Annotated in this window: 18 protein-coding genes; 12 read left to right on the forward strand and 6 right to left on the reverse strand. The window is 60.6% G+C overall.

Going from position 1 to position 18,075, the window contains the following annotated elements; all coding sequences use genetic code 11:
• Positions 1-16 precede the first annotated feature (16 nt).
• Both AC1DVE_RS12460 and AC1DVE_RS12465 read left to right on the forward strand, forming a co-directional pair.
• Positions 17-2,176 (forward strand): type I secretion system permease/ATPase, encoded by a 2,160-nt coding sequence (locus AC1DVE_RS12460; RefSeq protein ID WP_223458076.1) that lies wholly within the window; start codon positions 17-19, stop codon positions 2,174-2,176.
• Positions 2,177-2,185: 9 nt separating this feature from the next.
• Positions 2,186-3,541, forward strand: coding sequence for an HlyD family type I secretion periplasmic adaptor subunit (locus AC1DVE_RS12465; RefSeq protein WP_223458075.1), 1,356 nt, complete (start codon positions 2,186-2,188; stop codon positions 3,539-3,541).
• A gap of 149 nt (positions 3,542-3,690) precedes the next feature.
• Here the strand turns inward: AC1DVE_RS12465 and AC1DVE_RS12470 are convergent, their stop codons facing one another.
• Together AC1DVE_RS12470 and AC1DVE_RS12475 are read right to left on the reverse strand one after the other, a co-directional pair.
• Entirely contained in the window at positions 3,691-4,287 is a 597-nt protein-coding gene (locus tag AC1DVE_RS12470) for a tRNA-uridine aminocarboxypropyltransferase (RefSeq protein ID WP_223458073.1), read from the reverse strand.
• A gap of 5 nt (positions 4,288-4,292) precedes the next feature.
• On the reverse strand, positions 4,293-5,186 hold the full coding sequence (locus AC1DVE_RS12475; RefSeq protein ID WP_007972518.1) for a LysR family transcriptional regulator: 894 nt from the start codon (positions 5,184-5,186) through the stop codon (positions 4,293-4,295).
• A 335-nt stretch (positions 5,187-5,521) separates the two neighbouring features.
• Between AC1DVE_RS12475 and speB the strand changes: the two genes are divergently transcribed.
• The 6 genes from speB (at position 5,522) to AC1DVE_RS12505 (ending at position 11,215) form a co-directional block, all read left to right on the forward strand.
• Positions 5,522-6,472, forward strand: coding sequence for an agmatinase (gene speB / locus AC1DVE_RS12480; RefSeq protein WP_008018246.1), 951 nt, complete (start codon positions 5,522-5,524; stop codon positions 6,470-6,472).
• A 9-nt stretch (positions 6,473-6,481) separates the two neighbouring features.
• A complete protein-coding gene (locus tag AC1DVE_RS12485) occupies positions 6,482-6,904 on the forward strand; it encodes a YybH family protein (RefSeq protein ID WP_477783954.1) in 423 nt (140 codons plus the stop codon).
• Between the two features lie 55 nt (positions 6,905-6,959).
• Positions 6,960-8,471, forward strand: a complete 1,512-nt coding sequence (locus AC1DVE_RS12490; protein ID WP_223458069.1) for a purine-cytosine permease family protein — start codon at positions 6,960-6,962, stop codon at positions 8,469-8,471.
• 231 nt (positions 8,472-8,702) lie between these two features.
• On the forward strand, positions 8,703-10,082 hold the full coding sequence (locus AC1DVE_RS12495) for a sodium:solute symporter family protein (RefSeq protein ID WP_223458067.1): 1,380 nt from the start codon (positions 8,703-8,705) through the stop codon (positions 10,080-10,082).
• 85 nt (positions 10,083-10,167) lie between these two features.
• Positions 10,168-10,893: an MBL fold metallo-hydrolase gene (locus AC1DVE_RS12500; RefSeq protein ID WP_223458066.1), complete on the forward strand. Its 726-nt coding sequence runs from the start codon at positions 10,168-10,170 to the stop codon at positions 10,891-10,893.
• Between the two features lie 70 nt (positions 10,894-10,963).
• Positions 10,964-11,215 carry an acyl carrier protein gene (locus tag AC1DVE_RS12505; RefSeq protein ID WP_223458064.1) on the forward strand — a complete coding sequence of 84 codons (252 nt, stop codon included), beginning with the start codon at positions 10,964-10,966 and terminating at the stop codon, positions 11,213-11,215.
• 86 nt (positions 11,216-11,301) lie between these two features.
• On the opposite strand, the gene AC1DVE_RS12510 is transcribed toward AC1DVE_RS12505, so the two are convergent.
• Together AC1DVE_RS12510 and ptrR are read right to left on the reverse strand one after the other, a co-directional pair.
• Entirely contained in the window at positions 11,302-11,430 is a 129-nt protein-coding gene (locus AC1DVE_RS12510) for a PA1414 family protein (protein WP_007972508.1), read from the reverse strand.
• Positions 11,431-11,565: 135 nt separating this feature from the next.
• Positions 11,566-12,459, reverse strand: coding sequence for a putrescine utilization regulator PtrR (gene ptrR, locus AC1DVE_RS12515; RefSeq protein WP_223458062.1), 894 nt, complete (start codon positions 12,457-12,459; stop codon positions 11,566-11,568).
• Between the two features lie 104 nt (positions 12,460-12,563).
• Between ptrR and AC1DVE_RS12520 the strand changes: the two genes are divergently transcribed.
• The gene (locus tag AC1DVE_RS12520; RefSeq protein ID WP_223458060.1) at positions 12,564-13,745 is read left to right on the forward strand and encodes an MFS transporter; all 1,182 of its coding nucleotides are present in this window, start codon (positions 12,564-12,566) and stop codon (positions 13,743-13,745) included.
• On the opposite strand, the gene AC1DVE_RS12525 is transcribed toward AC1DVE_RS12520, so the two are convergent.
• Both AC1DVE_RS12525 and AC1DVE_RS12530 read right to left on the reverse strand, forming a co-directional pair.
• Complete coding sequence (locus tag AC1DVE_RS12525; protein WP_223458058.1) at positions 13,690-14,622, reverse strand: DMT family transporter; 933 nt, start codon at positions 14,620-14,622, stop codon at positions 13,690-13,692. The genes AC1DVE_RS12520 and AC1DVE_RS12525 overlap by 56 nt on opposite strands.
• 196 nt (positions 14,623-14,818) lie before the next feature.
• Positions 14,819-15,655, reverse strand: coding sequence for a CvfB family protein (locus AC1DVE_RS12530; protein WP_223458056.1), 837 nt, complete (start codon positions 15,653-15,655; stop codon positions 14,819-14,821).
• Positions 15,656-16,006: 351 nt separating this feature from the next.
• Here AC1DVE_RS12530 and AC1DVE_RS12535 point away from each other — a divergent pair, with 351 nt between their 5' ends.
• The 3 genes from AC1DVE_RS12535 (at position 16,007) to AC1DVE_RS12545 (ending at position 18,073) form a co-directional block, all read left to right on the forward strand.
• Positions 16,007-16,195, forward strand: a complete 189-nt coding sequence (locus AC1DVE_RS12535) for a hypothetical protein (protein WP_015096330.1) — start codon at positions 16,007-16,009, stop codon at positions 16,193-16,195.
• Positions 16,196-16,403: 208 nt separating this feature from the next.
• Positions 16,404-17,126, forward strand: a complete 723-nt coding sequence (locus tag AC1DVE_RS12540) for a TorF family putative porin (RefSeq protein ID WP_223458054.1) — start codon at positions 16,404-16,406, stop codon at positions 17,124-17,126.
• A 77-nt stretch (positions 17,127-17,203) separates the two neighbouring features.
• Entirely contained in the window at positions 17,204-18,073 is an 870-nt protein-coding gene (locus tag AC1DVE_RS12545) for a DUF6279 family lipoprotein (RefSeq protein ID WP_223458052.1), read from the forward strand.
• Positions 18,074-18,075 lie beyond the last annotated feature (2 nt).

The raw sequence follows: 18,075 nt of genomic DNA on the forward strand, positions 1-18,075 counted from the left end.
TGCCCGGGAGGGTTCAATGACCAGCATGGAACCTGGCAACACCGGTGTCGATCCGCGACTGAGCTTCGATGACCCGCTTCTGGACGGTCTGCTGATCCTCTGCAAACTCCACGGCGCGGCGGTCAGCCGCGCCAGCCTGAGTGCCGGGCTGCCCATGGCACACCAACGCCTGAGCCTGGACCTGCTGCCCCGTGCAGCGGCCCGGGCCGGTTTGCAGGCGCGCTTGCTGCGCCGTGACCTCAAAGACATCTCCGCGCTCAACCTGCCCGTGCTGCTGTTGCTCAACAACGGCCGCACGGCCGTCCTGCGCCGTTATGGCGAAGACGGCAAGGTGCTGATCCTGCCCAGCGAAGCCGACGGCGGCGAACAATGGCTCAGCCCCGAGGAGCTGGCCGAACACTACAGTGGCCAGGCGTTGTTTGCCCGGCCACGCCACGAACTCGAAGACTTGCGTTCGCCGCTGGTGCCACGGGTCCAGGCCTGGTTTCGCGATACGCTGAAGCTGTCGAAATGGCTCTACAGCGATGCGATCCTCGCGAGTTTCCTGATCAACCTGCTGGGACTGATGGTACCGCTGTTCGTGATGCAGACCTACGACCGCGTGGTGCCGAACCAGGCCACCTCGACCTTGTGGGTGCTGGCGATCGGACTGCTGATCGGCACCGTGTTCGAACTGGTGCTGCGGGTCGTGCGTGCGCATTTGCTGGATACCGCCGGCAAGAAAACCGATGTGATCCTGTCGGCCACCCTGTTCGAGCGCATCACCGGCATGGCGATGAAAGCGCGGCCGGCGACCATCGGTGGCTTCGCCCAAAGCATTCATGACTTCCAGGGCCTGCGGGAGTTTCTCACCGCCGTGACCCTCACCAGCCTGATCGACCTGCCCTTCTGCCTGCTGATGCTGCTGGTGATCGGCCTGCTCGGTGGCTGGCTGGTGGTGATCCCGATACTGGCATTTCCCATCACCATCCTCTTCGCCATGGTGATCCAGGTGCGCCTGCGCGACACCGTGCAGAAAAGCCTCAGCCTCGGCGCCGAACGTCAGGCACTGCTGATCGAAACCCTCAGCGGCCTGGAAACCCTCAAGGCCTGCAGCGCCGAAAGCGAACGCCAGCACAAATGGGAAAGCACCCACGGCGCCCTCACCCGCCTCGACAGCCACGCACGCAACCTCTCGGCCCTGGCCACCAACGGCACGCTGTTCATCCAGCAACTGTCCGGCATGGCAACCATCGTCGCCGGGGTCTATAGCATCATCGCAGGCAACCTCAGCGTCGGCGCCCTGGTGGCCAGCTACATGCTCGGCAGTCGGGTGCTGGCGCCACTGGGACAGATCGCCGGCCTGATCACCCGCTACCAGCAAGCGCAACTGACCATGAAAAGCACCGATGCGCTGATGGGCCTGCCCCAGGAGCGCGACGCCAGACAACGGCCGCTGGAGCGCACCCAACTGCAAGGCGCGCTGGATGTTGTCGGAGTGACCTTTCACTACAACGGCCAGAGCTCTCCCGCCCTGGCCAATGCCAGCTTCAGTGTGAAACCCGGTGAGCGCATCGGCATCATCGGCCGCAGTGGCTCAGGCAAAAGCACCCTGGCGCGACTGGTGATGGGGTTCTATGAACCGGATGAAGGCCAGTTGCTGCTCGATGGCCTGGACCTGCGGCAACTGGACGTCGCCGACCTGCGCCATCAAATCGGCTATGTCGCCCACGACCTGCCGCTGCTGGCCGGCAGCCTGCGCGACAACCTGACTCTGGGCGCGCGCTATATCAGCGACTCTCGCATGCTCGAAGTGGCGGAAATGACCGGCGTCACCGAACTGGCCCGGCAACACCCGCAAGGCTTCGACCGGCCCGTGGGCGAACGTGGGCAACTGCTGTCCGGCGGCCAGCGCCAGGCAGTATTGATGGCCCGGGCGATGTTGCTCGACCCGCCGATCATGCTGCTCGACGAACCCACCAGCGCCATGGACAACAGCAGCGAAGACGTCCTGCGGCAAAAACTTCACGGCTGGGTCGAGGGCAAAACCATCCTGCTGGTGACCCACCGCACCTCGATGCTGAGCCTGGTGGACCGGTTGGTGGTGCTGGACAACGGACGGATCGTCGCCGACGGTCCGAAAGAAGCGGTCATCGATGCACTGCGCAAGGGCCGTGTCGGCTCTGCGGCCGTCTAGGAGTCGTCCATGTCTGCCGATCAAGGATCCCGTGGCTACTTCGACAGTTTCAACAAAAGTGCCGAAACCGAGTTCATGCCGGAAACCGCCGGCGCCTCCTTGCAGGACTCACCGCGCTGGTCGCGAATCACCGTGTGGCTGGCCGCCGCGCTGGTGGTCAGCGCACTGGTCTGGGCCAAATTCGCCGTGTTGCAGGAAGTGACCATGGGCGAAGGCAAGGCGATTCCGTCGAGCAAGGTCCAGGTGATCCAGAACCTGGAGGGCGGCATCGTTACTGAAATTTTCGTCCGTGAAGGGCAAATGGTGAACAAGGGCGACACTTTGCTGCGCCTGGATGACACCCGCTATCTGTCGAACAAGGGCGAAAGCGAAGCCGATCGCTATGCCTTGACCGCGCAGGTCGAACGGCTTTCGGCCGAAGCCGAAGGCCGGCCGTTCAAGCTGTCAGAAGAAGTGATCGCCAAGGCTCCGCAAGTGGCTGAAGACGAGCGCTCGCTGTACGAACAGCGGCAACGCCGACTCGCCAGCGAGCAGCGCACGCTGTCCGAGCAACTTCGGCAAAAAACCCAGGAGTTGGCAGAGTTCCGCTCGAAACAGGGGCAGTTCAGCTCCAGCCTGGCGCTGCTGCAACAAGAGATGAACATGTCCACGCCGCTGGTGGGCACCGGTGCGGTGTCGCCGGTGGAAATCCTGCGGCTCAAACGCAGCGCGGTGGAGATTCGCGGCTCATTGAACGCTACGACCCTGGCGATTCCCCGGGCCGAATCGGCGATCAACGAGATCAAAAGCAAGATTGATGAATCGGAACAGACCTTTCGCTCGGAAGCGGCAAAAGAGCTGAACGAGAAACGCACCGACCTGTCGAAAATCACGGCCTCGAGCATTGCCATCGACGACCGCGTGACCCGTACCACCGTGGTCTCGCCGGTGCACGGCATCATCAAGGTGTTGAAGGTCAACACCATCGGCGGCGTGGTCCAGCCCGGCAGTGACATGGTGGAAATCGTGCCGCTGGAAGACAACCTGCTGATCGAAGCCAAGGTCCGTCCACAGGACGTTGCATTCCTGCATCCGGGCCAGAAAGCCATGGTCAAGTTCAGTGCCTACGACTACACCATTTACGGCGGCCTGAGCGCCAAACTGGAGTTGATCGGCGCCGACACCATCACCGACGACAAGGGCAACAGCTTCTATCTGATTCAGGTGCGTACCGACAAAAACCATTTGGGCGGGGACGTCAAACCGCTGCTGATCATTCCGGGGATGGTGGCGACGGTGGACATTATTACCGGGGAGAAAACGGTGCTGGATTACTTGCTTAAACCGGTATTGAAAGCGCGGACCGAGGCGATGCGGGAGCGGTAGTCACTATTCAAGATCTTCTGTGATTGTTCCACCGCCATCGTGAGCAGGCTCGCTCCCACATTGGCTCTTCGGTGAACACAATTTTTGTAACCACCGAAAATCCCCTGTGGGAGCGAGCCTGCTCACGATGGGACCAGTATAAACAACAACTATTTCGACCCATGGTTACGCTGGTAAACCTCCTCCCCCATCGCCGCAATCTGCCCCTCGATCAACGCCTCGAACGGCTTCAGCAACGGCGCAAATATCGCCGGTGCTTCGAGGGTTTCCAGCGCCTGCACAATCGCCTCCACCGTCGACAACGCCCCCGGCCCCGGTGCCTTGCGCAGGCGATAACGGGACACTCCGCCTTCGGCCAGCGTCACCCTCGGCAGCGCCGCCAGCAGCGGATTGAGGTGCAGCATCTTGCGCGCCTTGCGCCAGGTACCGTCGGGGACCACCAGCAACAAGGGTTCGTCCGTCGCGGCACAAGCCTGCATAGGTTGGGCATCGTCGCCGGGAAACAGCAACCGCGCCCGATACCCCGGCTGATTCAACAGCGCCGGCAAATCCTCGAACACTTCCCCCACGATCAACTCGGCATTGTTCAAGCCCAACGCCGCCAGACGCGCAGTGTTCAACGCATGATTCACTTCGCTCGGATGCTGCAACAACAGTACCCGGGTGCGGCTGTCGAGGCTGGGAATCAACGGGCACAGGCAATGAGTTTGCGGGCGCAGACAACGCGGACATTGAATTCTGGACATCGTCTTTATGCCTGATTCAGTTGTGCTTTGAGCAGATCACGGAATGTCTGGATCAGCGGCTCGCGGCTACGCCCCCGACGCACGATCATCGAGAACGGCGCCTGATAACCAAAGGTCGCCGGCAGCAACACCCGCAGGTCACCCTTGTCGGCCCAGGCCTGGGCGTAGTGCTCCGGCAAATAGCCGATGTAGGCGCCGGACAGCACCAGAATCAACTGGGCCTCCATACTTTCTACCGTCGCGGCGCTGTGCTTGAAACCGTGGCGCGCCAGTTCGGCCTGGCTCCAGTAGCCACGACCGACCATGCGCTGCTGGGTGATGACTTGCTCGGGGATGCGCCGCTCATTGAACAGCGGATGCCTCGTACTGCAATACAACCAGTGTTGTTCACGGTACAGCGGCATGTACACCAGGCCGCTCATGCGCGTGGAAAACGCGCCGATGGCCAGGTCGAGACGGTTGTCCTGCACCCCGAGTTGCAATTCGTAAGGGCTCATCACCGACAGGTGCAAGTGCACGGCCGGGTGTTCCTGGCTGTAGGCGCCGATGGCCTCGGCAAACGGCAAGGCCTTGTCACTGACAGTGGAATCGATCACCCCGAGGTTCAACGTACCGCGCAACTCGCCCTTGAGGGCGGCGGCGTACTGCTCGAAGCCTTCGAGTTCGCCCAACAGACGCAGGGTTTCCTGATGGAACAACTCGCCCTTGCTGGTCAGGCTGAACCCGCCACGGCCGCGATGGCACAACACCAGGCCGAGGGCTGCTTCGAGCTGGCTCATGTAGGTGCTGATGGCCGACGTCGAGAGATTGAGCTCCTGCTGGGCGTTGGCGAACCCCTGATGGCGCACCACGCTGACGAAGATGCGCAATAGTTTCAGGTCGGGTAAAGCGTTGGCCATGGGGACTCCTGCTCTTGTGGCGAGGGAGCTTGCTCCCGCTCGGCTGCGCAGCAGTCGTAAAACCTGCTCATGTGGTTTGTCTGCCGCACTGAGGTGAATGGTTTGGGGCTGCTTCGCACCCCAGCGGGAGCAAGCTCCCTCGCCACAGGATTCTGCGGAGCACTTTAAGTCTATCGCTGTCCCAGCCATTAGTTTAGAAAAATCTGAACTAAGTATTTGCCCGTAGCGATTCTTCCCGGCCACTACATTTCGCAGAATCGGCGCCACAAGGTTCGCCCGTACTCCCGTGAACGGCGCAATCCAATAAATAAAACAACGACGATGAGGCCCTACCCGTGGACAAGATTCTTCACCAACCACTGGGCGGCAACGAAATGCCGCGCTTCGGCGGCATCGCCACCATGATGCGACTCCCCCATTTGAATACCGCTGCCGGCCTGGACGCTGCCTTCGTAGGCGTGCCTCTGGACATCGGTACCTCGCTACGCCCTGGCACCCGCTTCGGGCCTCGTGATATCCGCACCGAATCGGTGATGATCCGTCCTTACAACATGGCCACCGGTGCTGCTCCGTTCGACTCGCTGTCGGTTGCCGACATCGGCGACGTAGCGATCAACACCTTCAACCTGCTGGACGCCGTTCGCATCATCGAAGAAGCCTACGACGACATCCTCGAACACAACGTGATCCCCCTGACCCTGGGCGGCGACCACACCATCACCCTGCCGATCCTGCGTGCCATTCATAAAAAGCACGGCAAGGTCGGCCTGGTGCACATCGACGCTCACGCCGATGTGAACGATCACATGTTCGGCGAGAAAATCGCCCACGGCACGACTTTCCGTCGCGCTGTTGAAGAAGGCCTGCTGGACCCAGACCGCGTCGTGCAGATCGGCCTGCGCGCCCAGGGTTACACCGCTGACGACTTCAACTGGAGCCGCAACCAGGGCTTCCGTGTGGTTCAGGCCGAAGAGTGCTGGCACAAATCGCTGGAGCCTTTGATGGCTGAAGTCCGCGAGAAAGTCGGCGGCGGCCCTGTTTACCTCAGCTTCGACATCGACGGCATCGACCCGGCCTGGGCACCTGGCACCGGCACCCCGGAAATCGGTGGCCTGACGACCATTCAGGCGATCGAGATCGTTCGTGGCTGCCAAGGCCTCGACCTGGTCGGTTGCGATCTGGTAGAAGTCTCGCCCGCTTACGACACCACCGGCAACACCTCGCTGCTGGCTGCCAACCTGCTGTACGAAATGCTCTGCGTACTGCCTGGCGTAGTCCACCGCTGAGGATTGGTCATGAATGAACGTGATCAGGTGCTCAAAGCCGCCGCCGATCTGGTGTCCGCTTTTACCCGTAACGATCGCGAAGTCTACTTCAGCGCGTTCAGCGCCGACGCCAGCTTCGTCTTCTACACCCTCGAACAGCCCCTGCTGTCGCGCGACGCCTATCAGGCGATGTGGGACGGCTGGCGCTCGGAGGATGGCTTCGAGGTGCTCTCGTGCACCTCAAGCAACGCATTCGTCAGCCTGCAGGGTGACGTGGCGATTTTCATCCATGACGTAGCCACCGAGTTGCGCATGCAAGGGGAGCAGCACTTTAGCCAGGAGCGCGAGACGATTGTTTTCAAGAAACAAGCGTCTGGCCAAGAACAACAAGGCCTATGGCTGGCCTGCCACGAACATTTGTCCGCGATGCCGGAAGGGCTGCCAACCCCTTAGCCAACACAGGTGACGCTCACGCACGATGAGCGCGCCTTTATGATCGGAGCTGATCATGAATAACAACAACAAAGACCAAAGCCTTACTCAAATTGAAACCCACGGGGTCGAACAGATCCCGGACAACGAACGCACCGCAGGCCCGACGGACTTGTTCCGGATGATCTTCGGTGGTTCCAACACCTTTGCCACCGCCGTCCTCGGCAGCTTCCCGGTACTGTTCGGCCTGTCTTTCCAGGCGGGCGTCTGGGCGATTGTGCTGGGCGTATTGCTGGGTTCGCTGATCCTCGCGCCAATGGGCCTGTTCGGCCCGATCAACGGCACGAACAATGCCGTGTCTTCCGGTGCGCACTTCGGCGTGCACGGGCGGATCGTCGGCTCGTTCCTGTCGCTGTTGACCGCCATCGCCTTCTTCTCGCTCTCGGTGTGGAGTTCGGGGGATGCGCTGATCGGTGGCGCCAAACGCCTGATCGGCCTGCCGGAAACCGACCTGACCCTGGGCCTTGCCTACGGTCTGTTCGCGATCCTGGTACTGACCGTGTGCATCTATGGCTTCCGCTTCCTGCTGTGGGTCAACAAGATCGCCGTGTGGAGTGCCAGCCTGCTGTTCCTGCTGGGCATCTTCGCCTTCGCCGGTCCCTTCGATGCGAACTACGCCGGCACCGTCAACATGGGGCAACCCGGTTTCTGGGCCGCCTTCATCGGTGCTGCGCTGGTGGCGATGAGCAACCCGATTTCCTTCGGTGCGTTCCTCGGCGACTGGTCGCGCTACATTCCGCGTGACACCTCCAAACGCCGCATCATGGCGGCGGTGGTGATTTCGCAGATCGCGACGTTCATCCCGTTCCTGTTCGGCCTGGCCACCGCGACCATCGTGGCGATCAAAGCACCGGACTACATCGCGGCCAACAACTATGTCGGCGGTCTGCTGGCGGTATCGCCGAGCTGGTTCTTCCTGCCGGTGTGCCTGATCGCGGTGATCGGTGGCATGTCCACCGGCACCACCTCGCTGTACGGCACCGGCCTGGACATGTCCAGCGTGTTCCCGCGGGTGCTGTCGCGGGTCAAGGCCACGCTGCTGATCGGTGTGATGTCGATTGCCTTCATCTTCATCGGGCGCTTCGCGGCCAACCTGGTGCAGAGCGTGTCGACCTTCGCCGTGCTGATCATCACCTGCACCACCCCGTGGATGGTGATCATGATCATCGGCCTGCTGGTGCGTCGCGGCTTCTACTGCCCGGATGACCTGCAAGTGTTCACCCGCGGCGAGAAAGGTGGCCGCTACTGGTTCACCCACGGCTGGAACTGGCGTGGCCTGGGTGCCTGGATCCCGAGCGCGGCCGTCGGCCTGTGCTTCGTCAACCTGCCGGGTCAGTTTGTCGGGCCGCTGGGCGAAATGGCCGGTGGTATCGACATCAGCCTGCCGGTGACCCTGGGCCTGGCTTCGCTGGTGTACCTGGCGCTGCTGAGCCTGTTCCCGGAATCGAGCGCAGTGTTCGGCCCGAACGATTCACGCAGCCAGAGCACGGATTCGCTCGCTAAACCGGCGATGCGTCAAGCCGCCTGATTTTTTGAAGACAGGGCCATGAGGTGACCTCTGTGGCGAGGGAGCTTGCTCCCGCTCGACTGCGAAGCAGTCGCAAAACAGGCTAATGGGTTTTTCCTGAAGAAACGCCTTTGCAGGGTTTGGGGCTGCTTCGCAGCCCAGCGGGAGCAAGCTCCCTCGCCACAAAAACCACCCCATAGCCATAACGCAACTTAGTTCCACCATAAAAAAGACAATCGGAGACACGCAACAATGGCTTTGGATTTATTCGTCGTACTCATCTACGCCGCCGCGATGCTGATACTCGGCTACTACGGCATGCGCAAGGCCAAGACCAACGAAGACTTTTTGGTCGCCGGTCGTAACCTCGGCCCAAGCCTGTACATGGGCACCATGGCTGCCACCGTCCTGGGTGGCGCGTCCACCGTGGGCACCGTGCGTCTGGGCTACGTGCACGGCATCTCCGGTTTCTGGCTGTGTGCGGCGCTGGGTTGCGGGATCGTGGCGCTGAACCTGTTCCTCGCCAAACCGCTGCTGAAACTGAAGATCTACACCGTTACCCAGGTGCTGGAAAAACGCTACAACCCGATGGCCCGCTCGGCGAGCGCGGTGATCATGCTGGCCTACGCGCTGATGATCGGCGTGGTTTCGATCCTGGCTATCGGCACCGTATTGCAAGTGCTGTTCGGCCTGCCATTCTGGGTGTCCGTTCTGCTCGGCGGTGGCGTCGTGGTGATCTACTCGGCCATTGGCGGCATGTGGTCCCTGACCCTGACCGACATCGTCCAGTTCGTGATCAAGACAGTCGGCCTGATGTTCATACTGTTGCCGATCTGCCTGTACCGCGTTGGCGGCTGGGATGAGTTGGTATTGAAACTGCCGGCAACCGCCTTCAGCTTCACTACCATCGGTTGGGACACCATCATCACCTACTTCATGATCTACTTCTTCGGGATCCTGATCGGTCAGGACATCTGGCAACGGGTGTTCACCGTCAAGACCGCTGAAGTGGCTCAGGTTGCCGGTACTGCTGCCGGTATCTACTGCATCGTTTATGGTCTGGCCTGCGCCCTGATCGGCATGGCCGCTCACGTGCTGATCCCGGATCTGGATAACGTCAACAACGCCTTCGCCGCCATCGTCAAACTGTCTCTGCCGGACGGTATCCGTGGACTGGTGATTGCTGCTGCACTGGCCGCCATGATGTCCACCGCCAGCGCCGGCCTGCTCGCCGCTGCCACCACCCTGACCGAAGACCTGCTGCCGAAACTGCGCGGCGGTAAACAGTCGAGCCTGGGCCTGAACCGCCTGGTCACCATGCTGACCGGTATTGTGGTGCTGGGTATCGCTCTGGTCGTGAACGACGTGATCAGCGCCCTGACCCTGGCGTACAACCTGCTGGTAGGCGGCATGCTGATCCCGCTGATCGGTGCGATCTTCTGGAAACGTGCCACCACCGCCGGCGCCATCGCCAGCATGGGCATGGGCTTCGCCACTGCCCTGCTGTTCATGTTCAAGGATGGTCTGGATGCCAACAGCCCGATCTACTACAGCCTCGGTGTAGGCCTGGTGAGTTTCGTGCTGGTGAGCTTGATGTCCCGCCGCCCGGCAGCAGTGGCCAGCGCTGCCTAAGCTGAACATAACGACTTGATGCTTTCTTCGACGGGTGTGGCGTCGGTTGCCACACTCGTTTTTTTTCGCCTGGAGAAAATGAACTATGAAGATTGTTTCTCGCAACCAGTGGTTCGAGGTGAAACCACTCAGTGACGGCATCCGCTTGATTCACGAGCCGTACATCCGCCCCTTCTACCGCTGCAACCTCTGGCACATCCAGGGCCGTGACAAAGACCTGCTGCTGGACAGCGGCTCGGGCCTGGTCAGCCTGCGCGAGCAACTGCCGTGGATCACTGAACGGCCGCTGGTGGCCGTGGCCAGCCACTGCCATTTCGATCACATCGCCGGTCATCACGAATTCGCTGAACGGCTGGTGCACCCGGCCGAGGCGGACATTCTCGCCGCACCCGATGGCGACAACGACCTGAGCAAAGCCTTCGTCGGCGACGACATGTTCGAGGCGCACCCTGATTGCCCGCTGTGCTACGCCGAATACCGGGTCAAGGCCGCACCGGCCACGGGGTTTGTCGAAGACGGAGATGTGCTGGACCTGGGCAATCGGGTGTTGCACGTCGTGCACACACCGGGACACTCACCGGGCGGCATCTGCCTGTACGAAGCCGCCACCGAGACCTTGTTCAGCGGCGACATCATCTACGACGGCCCGCTGATCGAAGACGCCTACCACTCCAACCTCGATGACTACGCGCGCAGCCTGCAACGCTTGCGTGAGCTGTCGATCCGCACGGTGCATGGCGGGCATTTCGGCAGTTTTTCCGGGGAGCATTTGCGCAGCATGATTGACGAATGGCAGCGCTCACACGGCTAAAGCCTGCTGTACTCAACGGCAGGACCTGCACCGGCAGGGAGACCTACACCCACCTCCTCGAAGAACGATCATGAAAGAAGCTGCCCTTCGTGCTGTCGTACATCGCTACATCAGCCGCCTGCTGGAAGGCCGGGATAACTTCGACGACAACGCCAGCCTGGCGCAATTGGGATTGGATAAAAAAGATATCGAAGAGCTGATCTTCCATCTGGAAGATGAACTGGGTGTAACGGCGTTTACCGCGGAGGAAGACCGGATGCTCAAGACCGTCAGGACGGCGAATGATTTGAGCCGGTTTTTGCTGGAGATTGGGCGGTACTAAGGCTGGCGTTCAAACGTACACGAAGCGGCAAGGGAGTTTGCTCCCTCGCCACGGAAAACCTTTCACCTGTCAGATGTTATCTGCCATTACCGGCGACGCTGCTGGCGTCGGCGCTGTTCGTCGTCAGTACGAACAGGCACGGGTTGCAGAGGCGGTTCGATCAAACCGAGAGCCACACCCAGGTCATGCAGCCAGTTTTGAATTTTCTCTTTCATGGTGCCCCCTTCAGGGTAGTGCCGAGCGGCCAAAGTTCTGTAGCCCCTTCGCACTGATAATAGTCCGAAGTCCTGTGCAATGCTCGCGCAAAGTCGCAATGATCTGTTACTGAATCAATCACAATCAGCCTGTGTTCAGGCAATTTCCTGCGCCCGCACCCGTGCCGGCGGAAAAACCACCTGTTGCTGCTCGATCCAGGCATTCAGGTTGGCCCCGACCATGCCCTTGCGCCACATCAGCCAGGTGGTAGCGCTGGCGAACGGTTCGGCCAACGGATGCACGGCCACACTCTCGCGGCCCGGCAGACTGGCGAGCATCGACTCCGACATCAGCGCCACGCCGGAACCGGCAATCACACACGCCAGCATCCCCGGATAGGACTCGATCTCCATCGCCCGGCCCATGGCCGCATGGTCATGGGCGAACCAGGCTTCCAGGCGCATGCGGTAGGAGCAGCCTTGGCGAAAGGTGAACACCGAACGACCTTGCACATCCAGCGCGCTACGCACGGGTGGATGGTCGGCCTCGCTGATCAGCACCAGGCGCTCGTCGCACAAGGGCACCCCGTCGAGCCCGGCCAGTTCCAGGGGGCCATCCACCAGCGCCGCATCGAGTCGACCGGTGAGCAGGCCTTCGAGCAATTCACCGCTGGGGCCGGATTGCACTTGCAGGTTCACCGCCGGATACAAACGGTGGTAGTGCGCCAATAGCCCCGGAAGGTGAATCGCTGCCGTGCTGTACATGGTGCCGAGCACGAAGTCGCCCGCCGGTTGCCCACCCTGCACTGCCGCGCTGGCTTCATCGCGCAAGGCAAACAGCCTGGCGGTGTAGTCCAGCAGGACTTTTCCCGCAGGCGACAACTGCAAGCGCTGACGCTCGCGCAGGAACAGTTCGACACCCAGTTGCTCTTCCAGCTGTTTGAGCCGGGTCGACAGGTTCGACGGCACTCGATGCAGCCGTTCGGCGGCCCGGGTGATGGACCCTTCTTCCGCCACCGCCTGGAAGATGCGCAATTGGCTGAATTCCACGACATTCTCCAAAAAAGAACAAGTTACTCACTATTATTCATTTTTAAAGAAAGTCAATCAGTCCTAGCCTGACGGTCATTGATCCTCCAGACGGAATCCAGACCATGTCTCCCCTGATCCGCTTATCCGCCAGTTTCGTTGCCCTGATGATGGCCATGGGCATCGGCCGTTTTGCCCTAACACCGCAACTGCCGCACCTGCTCAGCGAAGGCCAGATCGACCTGACCGCCGCCGGGCTGATTGCCGCCGCCAACTACCTCGGGTATTTCATCGGCGCGGTGGACGCCATGTTTTCCCGACGTCCCGCGCAAGTGCGCCGACGCTTGCTCGGCGGACTGTGGCTCTGCGTGCTGCTGACCCTGGCGTCGTTCTGGGCCAATGGTTTCTGGTCGCACCTGCTCCTGCGTTTCGGCACCGGCGTGGCCAGTGCCTGGGTGCTGGTGATGATTACCGCCCTGAGCCAGCCACTCGCGGCAGAGGCCGGTCGTCCTCGGCTCGGCGCCCTGGTCTTCGCCGGACCGGGGTTGGGGATTTTTCTGACAGGTTTGTTGGCCCTGGCCTCGAATCTGCTGGGCCAGACTTCCGCCACCTTGTGGCTGGTGTATGCCGCCGCAGGACTGGCGATGTTGCTGGGGATCCTGCCGTTCCTGCCACAACCGGCTGTCACCGCGACGGCTGCGCCCAGTGCCAGCGCGTCGGGCAATCAAGGCATCGCTCGCCTGGGCTGGATCTATGGCTTGTACGGATTGGGCTACATCATTCCGGCGACCTTTTTGTCGCAAATGGCCAACGCGCAATTCCATGGCCAATGGCAGGCCGACCTGTTCTGGCCATGCTTTGGCCTGGCGGCGGCAACCGGCGTGGTGCTGGTGAGTCTGCGGCGGCAAAAACCTGGCGCAACGAGTCACTGGTTGATGGCGACGTTATGGCTGCAAGCCGCTGGCGTGTTCGCCTGCCTGCTGGGCAACGGGCCAGGCTTGGCGTTGGGTGTGGTCCTGTGCGGCACGCCGTTCCTGGCCTGCATGCAACTGGTGATGCAACGCTCCCGGGAACTGGCGCCCCATGCCACCCAGCGCAATGCCGGCCTGCTGACAGCCTGTTTCGCCGTGGGCCAGCTCAGCGGGCCATTGCTGGCGGCGCTGAGCAGTCATTTCAGTGGCGGTTTGCAGCCGGCACTGGTGGTCGCCGGCTGCGGCTTGCTGATCGCCGGCGGTCTTTTGCTCGCGCCGGTCAGTACTGCCCGAGGGCTTTGCGCAAACGACGGCGCAACCACTGCTCGGCGCTGACAAAAGTGATGCCCGCCAATACCAGCACGGCACCGATGACGAAGTTCAGGCTCAGTTCCTCACCGAGCAGCACCACACCGAAGGTGACGCCGAACAACGGCGTCATGAACGAAAACACCGCGAGGTTGGCCGCCAGGTAACGGCGCAGCAGCCAGAACCAGATCAGGTAACTGAAGAACGACACGACCACGCCCTGAAACAGCACACTGGCCACCGCCACGCTGGTCAGGCTGACATGGCTGATCTGACCGCTGAGCAGCGCAATCAACAACAAGCCGAAGAAGCCGACAATCAACTGATAGAACAGCGTCAGGGTCACCGGCGCTTCCGACAGGCGCGAGGCGCGCACTACCACCGTGGTCGCGCCCCAGGCGGCACCCGCCAGCACACCCAGGGCATCGCCCATCAACATGCGGTAATCAAGGTTGTCCCAGGACACCCCGCCGGCAAACGCAATGGCAATCCCGATAAAGGCCAGGACAATCCCCAGCCATTGCAACGGCCGCAAACGCTCACTGGGCAGCAACCAGTGCACACCCAATGCGGTGAAGATCGGCGCGGTGTAGAGGAACACCGACATGTGCGCCGCCGTGGTCAGTTGCAGGCCTTCGGAAATGAAGAAGAACTCCAGGCCGAACAAGGCGCCGGCCAACAGACCGCCGCGCCAGGTCGCACCCACCTGGTTCCAGCCGCCCTTCCAGCAGATCAGCAGCCCGACCAGCAACGCCGACATACCGGAACGTCCGGCCGCCTGCATCACCGGCGCGATATCGGCCGCGGCCCACTTGATCATCACCTGCTGCACGCCCCAGACCAGGCACAACCCGACCATCACTTGCAGGGCAAACCCGTCGGCGCTGCGCCGGGTGGCGCTCACCGAAACACCTCGAGGACACAATCCATGGCAAAGACTCGGCAGAAAAAAAGCAAAACCCCGGCCTTCTCGTTGAAAAGAAAACACCGGGGCGAAGAATCATGTTGTCGATTATTAACCAGAAGGCCAGAAAATGCCGCCCGCCAGAGACCTCTACTTCTCTGCTTGCGCCATCCTGGCCCTCTGTCTTGTCAGCGTATCAACTGAGTTCGATACGATCGGCATGAATGACAATCTGGCCATTCTTGTACAACGTACCAATGGCCTTCTTGAAGTTGCCCTTGCTGACACCGAACAGGCTGCTGATCAACGCCGGATCGCTCTTGTCGCTCACCGCCAGGGTGCCGTTGTTTTCACGCAACTTGGCGAGGATCTTCGAGTTCAGGCTGGTGGCCGCTTCCTGGCCGACCGGTTGCAGGCTCAGACTGATCTTGCCGTCGGCGCGAACTTCCTTGATAAAACCTTTTTCTTCTTTACCGGCGCGCATGAACTTGAAGATTTCGTTCTTGTGGATCAGGCCCCAGTGCTTGTTGTTGATGATGGCCTTGAAGCCCATGTCCGTGGCTTCGGCCACCAGCAGATCCACTTCCTGACCCGCGGTGTAGTTGGCCGGGGTCTTGTCCAGGTAGCGGTCCAGGCGCGCGGTGGCGGTGATGCGACGGGTGTGCTTGTCGAGATAGACGTGCACCACCACATACTCGCCCGCCGTCATCTGACGCTTCTCTTCGGAGAACGGCAGCAACAGGTCTTTCGGCAACCCCCAGTCCAGGAATACGCCGATGCTGTTGACTTCAACAACTTTCAAACTGGCGAATTCACCAACTTGAACTTTCGGTTTTTCAGTAGTTGCGATGAGTTTGTCATCGCTGTCCAGATAAATAAAAACGTTGAGCCAGTCTTCATCTTCGCTAGGAATATCTTTTGGAATATAACGATTAGGCAGAAGGATTTCGCCATCCGCACCACCGTCCAGATATAAACCGAAGTTAGTGTGTTTAACCACTTGCAAACTGTTGTAACGCCCGACTAAAGCCATGTCCAATACCCTCATTGCGTGGGCGGCATTCTACCCGGTTTTAAGCGCTGCGTTTGGCAGCCGGCCCGGTGGCGCAAGAAAATCCTCTGAAACCCTTAATTTTCCCGGGGTTTCATCCCGCGCCTGGCCGCTCGTCAGGCCGATCCGGGCATTTACGCCATGCCCAGGCAAGCCTAACGCGGTATTTTTGCGGGCAATGTTTTTAGTTAAAACAGCGGCTTAGGTGCTTATTTCGAATATTGGCCGACGACTAATTACCCCGCCCTCACGAATATGCCGAGGGGATATTTGCCAAGCAATTATCAGGTAATTCCTGTACGATGCCTGGCCAAGTTAATTTTCTATAGGTTAATGGCCGCCATGCGTGTAAAAGCATCCACCAGCAAAGCAAAGCCAGCTCCAGCCGTCGAAACCAGCGAATCGATCAACAGCCAGATCGCTGCGTTCCTCAAGTCCGGCGGTGAAATCCAGCAAATTGCCAAAGGCGTCAGCGGCCAGACGTTCGGCCCGTCCAAGCAGATCACCCTGGGCAAAAAGTAATCCCCTCGCGTCACCTGGTCCCAAAGCGCTTTGAGCTTCGAAGCGCTTGGACTGGAACCCTCGCTTCTCCCCTGCGCCACACTATCAAATCCTCTGAAAATCGACGAACGGCCTTCATTGCCGATCATTCGCCGGTATCCTTGCACGCGTCTGGATCAAGCGTTCCAGCGGGCTCACCAGCCTGCCCTCGCTGTTCATGGAGTGACGCATGTTCAAACCTTTCTATCTATCGGCATTGCTCGCCAGCCTGCTGGCCTGCTCCGTAGCACACGCACAAATCTTTCAGCGTGAGCTGGGGGGCTTCGACCTCAAGCTAGGCACCACCCCCACCCGCAGCATGGCCCAAGGCCTGGTCAAACCCTCGGCCGTCGGCTCGTTCCACGGCGGCCTGGACCTGAGCCACGACAGCGGTTTCTACGTGGGCCAATGGTCGCCCAGCATGGGCATCAGCCCGGGGAAAAACCTCGAGATCGATTCCTACATGGGCTTTAAACAACCCTTCGACCAAACCCTCGGCTACGAAGTGGGCCTGATCCGCTACAGCTACCCGGAAGTCACGACACCCGACAGCCAGGAACTGTTCGGCGGCCTGACCTTGCTCGGCAGCCGTTTCGGCATCGCCTTCAGCGACGACCCGGACAAACAGAACAACACCCTGTTCGCTGACTTGAGCGGTAATCAACCGTTCGGTGTCGGTATCAGCCTGAAATACACCGCCCACCAATTCAATACGCCAGTGGCGGTGGATGGCGGGTATGTAGGCAGTTTTACCGATTGGTCGCTGAAATTGTCCCGCCCGTTCATGGGCGTCGACCTCGACCTGATCTACAGTGACTCCAGCCTGAGCGGCAGCGGTTGCTCGGCCTATGCCGGACACAACAGCCAATGCGACGGGCTGGTTACACTCAAGGCCGAACGCCCGTTCTATTGATCGGCTGAACTGCCGGGCTCCTCCCGGGTTCACATGAGAATCAGACCCCGAAGGCTGGCTTTCGCAAGGATTCGCCCATGTCCCGCTGGTTCAAACATATCGCCTTTGTGCTGACCATCGCCCTCACCCTCGGCGCGTGCAGCCGCGTGGGCCTGGCCTACCGCAATCTCGATGTGATCATCCCGTGGACGCTCAGCGACTACCTGGACATGAACGGCGAGCAAAAAAGCTGGCTGAACGAACGCCTGAAGGAACACCTGAGCTGGCACTGCACCACCCAATTGCCCGGCTACCTCGACTGGCTGGACCGCCTGCAAACCATGATCGCCACCAACCAGGTCACCGATGCCGCCTTGCAGGCCCGCGCCCACGAAGCCGAACAGGCGATCGCCGAGACCGCGCGGGAAATCACCCCGTCGGCCATCGAGTTGCTGCAAGGGCTGGATGACAAGCAAGTCGCCGAAATGAACGACGCCTTTGCCAAGGACCAGCGCAAACGCCAGGAGGAATACCTCAAACCTTCCCTCGACCAGCAGATCAGGGAACGCGGCGCACGCATGGAGAAGCGCCTGAATGACTGGCTCGGGCCACTGAGCACCACCCAGCAACAGCGGGTAGCCACATGGTCCAGCGCCCTGGGCGAGCAGAACACCCAGTGGCTTGCCAACCGCGTCCATTGGCAGAAGCAGTTCAGTGCGGCCGTTGCGCAACGCCAGAGTCCCCAATTCCCACAACGCATCGAGACACTTCTGGTCAATCGCGAGAGCTTGTGGACACCCGCCTATCATCAGGCCTTTGCCAACACCGAGGCCCAGGCGCGTTCACTGTTCGTGGATCTGATGGCTGAAAGCACGTCGAACCAGCGTGAACGCTTGCTGAAGAAAATTGAAGGTGTGAGGAAGGACTTCAGCGACTTGAAGTGCCTGAAAGCGGCGAAACAAGGCTGACT

Source organism: Pseudomonas sp. P4_B4 (assembly GCF_056402255.1).

Bases quoted from the DNA above. Each gene is read 5' to 3' on its own strand.
- AC1DVE_RS12460 (WP_223458076.1), top strand. From the start codon at position 17: ATGACCAGCATGGAACCTGGCAACACCGGTGTCGATCCGCGACTGAGC.
- AC1DVE_RS12465 (WP_223458075.1), top strand. From the start codon at position 2,186: ATGTCTGCCGATCAAGGATCCCGTGGCTACTTCGACAGTTTCAACAAA.
- AC1DVE_RS12470 (WP_223458073.1), bottom strand. From the start codon at position 4,287: ATGTCCAGAATTCAATGTCCGCGTTGTCTGCGCCCGCAAACTCATTGC.
- AC1DVE_RS12475 (WP_007972518.1), bottom strand. From the start codon at position 5,186: ATGGCCAACGCTTTACCCGACCTGAAACTATTGCGCATCTTCGTCAGC.
- AC1DVE_RS12485 (WP_477783954.1), top strand. From the start codon at position 6,482: ATGAATGAACGTGATCAGGTGCTCAAAGCCGCCGCCGATCTGGTGTCC.
- AC1DVE_RS12490 (WP_223458069.1), top strand. From the start codon at position 6,960: ATGAATAACAACAACAAAGACCAAAGCCTTACTCAAATTGAAACCCAC.
- AC1DVE_RS12495 (WP_223458067.1), top strand. From the start codon at position 8,703: ATGGCTTTGGATTTATTCGTCGTACTCATCTACGCCGCCGCGATGCTG.
- AC1DVE_RS12500 (WP_223458066.1), top strand. From the start codon at position 10,168: ATGAAGATTGTTTCTCGCAACCAGTGGTTCGAGGTGAAACCACTCAGT.
- AC1DVE_RS12505 (WP_223458064.1), top strand. From the start codon at position 10,964: ATGAAAGAAGCTGCCCTTCGTGCTGTCGTACATCGCTACATCAGCCGC.
- AC1DVE_RS12510 (WP_007972508.1), bottom strand. From the start codon at position 11,430: ATGAAAGAGAAAATTCAAAACTGGCTGCATGACCTGGGTGTGGCTCTC.
- AC1DVE_RS12520 (WP_223458060.1), top strand. From the start codon at position 12,564: ATGTCTCCCCTGATCCGCTTATCCGCCAGTTTCGTTGCCCTGATGATG.
- AC1DVE_RS12530 (WP_223458056.1), bottom strand. From the start codon at position 15,655: ATGGCTTTAGTCGGGCGTTACAACAGTTTGCAAGTGGTTAAACACACT.
- AC1DVE_RS12535 (WP_015096330.1), top strand. From the start codon at position 16,007: ATGGCCGCCATGCGTGTAAAAGCATCCACCAGCAAAGCAAAGCCAGCT.
- AC1DVE_RS12540 (WP_223458054.1), top strand. From the start codon at position 16,404: ATGTTCAAACCTTTCTATCTATCGGCATTGCTCGCCAGCCTGCTGGCC.
- AC1DVE_RS12545 (WP_223458052.1), top strand. From the start codon at position 17,204: ATGTCCCGCTGGTTCAAACATATCGCCTTTGTGCTGACCATCGCCCTC.